The following is a 2,650-nucleotide window of genomic DNA, read 5'->3' as shown; positions in this document are numbered from 1 at the left end:
CCGACCCGTCGAAAGTTTTGCAATGGCCGTCCGGCGACAGCATGCCCGCTTGGGAAAAATTAATGCTCAAAGCCGGAGCCAGCATTAAATTAACACCTCCGGCCAAGGCCAACCGGCATTCGCGCTGCTTGAGGCTTTGGCAAGCCAGGTGCACGGCGGTCAACGACGACGAACAGGCGGTGTCGACCGCCATGCTCGGACCGGTAAAACCCAAGATATAGGACAACCGGCCTGCGGCGGCACTAAATGCATTGCCGGTGCCGTAATATGCGTCAATCGCCTCGGCATCGTCGCCGCCCAACAGACGCAAACCATGATCGTACGCGCCTATGCCGACAAACACGCCGGCCGCGCTGTCAAACAATTGCTCGGCGGATTGACCTGCATTTTCCAACGCTTCCCAGGCAACTTCCAACAGCAAACGCTGCTGCGGATCGAGCGATAAGGCTTCACGCGGCGAAATGCCGAAAAACTGCGGATCGAAATCGTAAACGTTTTTTAAATAGCCGCCTAAAGGGCTGGAGATTTTTCCCGATTGATTCGGTTCAGCCGAAAAATAATCCTGCTGGCTCCAATGGTCGGCAGGAACCTCCGCCATCGCATCGATACCTTCGCTCAAGGCTTGCCAGTAGCGTTCCGGCGTATCGATGCCCCCAGGAAGGCGGCAGCCCAAACCGACAATGGCAATAGGCTCGGATTGGATGATTTCCCGTTGCGGGCCTAATTGTTCGGCCAACAGCGCCAATTTGACTGCGGAAAACTGCGCCATTCTTTGTGCTAAATTATCTTCTGCCATGAGAATTTGTGGTTGCTGGAGTTTGGTAACGGCTCAACGGATGCTGAATTTACGAATAGATTGATTAAACGGATTTAATATGACTTTACATAATAGAACAAGCATTCAAATATTCTTAGTTGCCTGAAGGTTTTTCATTCACCACGAAGGCACGAAGGCACGAAGATAAAAAACTTCGCGTTCTTCGTGCCTTCGTGGTGAATAATATATTTAAAATTGTTTTTCAGATTATATAGGCCAACCGATCAGCCTTCGGCCAATAACGGGCCGTATCCAAACTCCGGTCTTCTTCCTTAAACTGTGCCAATAACAGCGGTTCAAACCGTTCCCTGTGATCGCCCAAGCGGAATTTGCACATCATCGCACGCATCTCGTATTTTCTAAAACCGGCCATCAATGCCTGTTTCTCAACGTCCGTTAAATCGGGATGCCAAAAATCGATGATCAACACCGTACGCGGCTTATCGCTACGATTCCAGACTTCATGTTCGAATGAGTCTTCAAAAATAAAAACCTCGCCATTACGCCAATGCAGCAAATTGTTCTCAACCCGCATTTCACAGTCTTCCGGCACATCCAAACCTAAATGCGCACGTAACCGAAAGGCATCGATACTGCAATGAGCGATAAGATGAGAGCCTCCGGCCTGACGTGAAAACAGACAATCGCCCCAAGGATAATCAAAACAATGTTCCGGCAAGCTTTTTACGATTTCGACTGTTTTCGGGCAATATTTTTGAAAATCATGAATAGGCGTTCCCATGTAATACATAGGGATCACCGACCACATATTTGCAGCGGCCAAACCGCCTTCGTAACCTAGAAAATCGCATTCTGCCGGTATATTTAAGATTTCATCCCGAATCGTCGCAAAAGCGCTCTCAAGCTGGGCAGCCCAAGGATAATCGGCTTTATCGTGTACCGGCTGGTAGTTAAGGCCGGGGAAAAGCGGCAATACATTCGGTTTTTGCATGTCGTTGACAATTGCCGGTATTTCACCCGCCAATGTCCGCAAGAAAACTTTGACCCTATCCAGTGAAGAATCGCCATCCATGATCGCGTCCCAATAACCGCCTTGCTGCATAATATGGACAATATCTTTTTGTAGCTGTCCTTCGCGTGTTTCACAATCATCAGGTACCATGCAATGCTCCTAGTTCATTAATTGTTGAGTAACTTCATCATCGGAACTGTTTTCCAATGCGTCTAACAAGCCGCTAAGCTCGAATAAATCCTGGTCTTTTTGCAGTTTATCGACAGGCTGATCCTGCTTTTTATCGGCGATTGCCAACACCTGTTCAGCCAAATGTTTGCCCAAAACCTCCAAAGTCGGGTAATCGAAAATCAAAGTCGAGCGCAGCTTCTTCGCCGTAGCATTATCCAGACGATTCTTTAACTCTACCGACATCAACGAATCCAGTCCAAAATCGAACAGGCGCTGCCGGGATTCGATAGGCGTGGATTTAGGCAAAGCCAGTACGGTGCAAACCTGCTCGCGCAGCCATTCATTCAGGTAATCGCGTTGTTGCTCCGCAGGCTGCGCATTGAGTCGCTCGATAAAGCTTAGTTCAGATTTTGCTAAAGTTTGAACTTGCACCAAATTATTAAGCAATGCCGACGGATAATTCCGACTGAACTGCGGCCAATCGATTTGCATTAACGCAACCTGGAGTGAATTGTCGTTCAATAACTGCAATAAGGCCTGTAATGCCGTTTGTGGGTTAATTGGCTCGACGCCTTGAGTTTGCCAATGGTTGGCATTTACCGATAAACGCGCCGCCATCCCGACCTCGCCCCAGGGCCCCCAGTTGATGCTCAGGGCCGCCAGCCCTTGCAGCCTTCGCTGATGCGCCA

At 49.1% G+C, this 2,650-nt stretch carries 3 protein-coding genes; all 3 read right to left on the bottom strand.

Features of this window, described 5'->3' with window-relative positions; all coding sequences use genetic code 11:
* A partial coding sequence (locus V7051_RS24500; RefSeq protein ID WP_333879374.1) for a polyketide synthase occupies positions 1-796 on the bottom strand: 796 nt, incomplete at its 3' end.
* 223 nt (positions 797-1,019) lie between these two features.
* The gene (locus V7051_RS24495) at positions 1,020-1,940 is read right to left on the bottom strand and encodes an aspartyl/asparaginyl beta-hydroxylase domain-containing protein (RefSeq protein WP_333879375.1); all 921 of its coding nucleotides are present in this window, start codon (positions 1,938-1,940) and stop codon (positions 1,020-1,022) included.
* Between the two features lie 9 nt (positions 1,941-1,949).
* A partial coding sequence (locus V7051_RS24490; RefSeq protein WP_333879376.1) for an acyl carrier protein occupies positions 1,950-2,650 on the bottom strand: 701 nt, incomplete at its 5' end.

It is taken from the genome of Methylobacter sp. (genome assembly GCF_036845245.1).
Classification (GTDB): domain Bacteria; phylum Pseudomonadota; class Gammaproteobacteria; order Methylococcales; family Methylomonadaceae; genus Methylobacter_A.
This window is presented reverse-complemented; position numbering and strand designations above follow the sequence as displayed.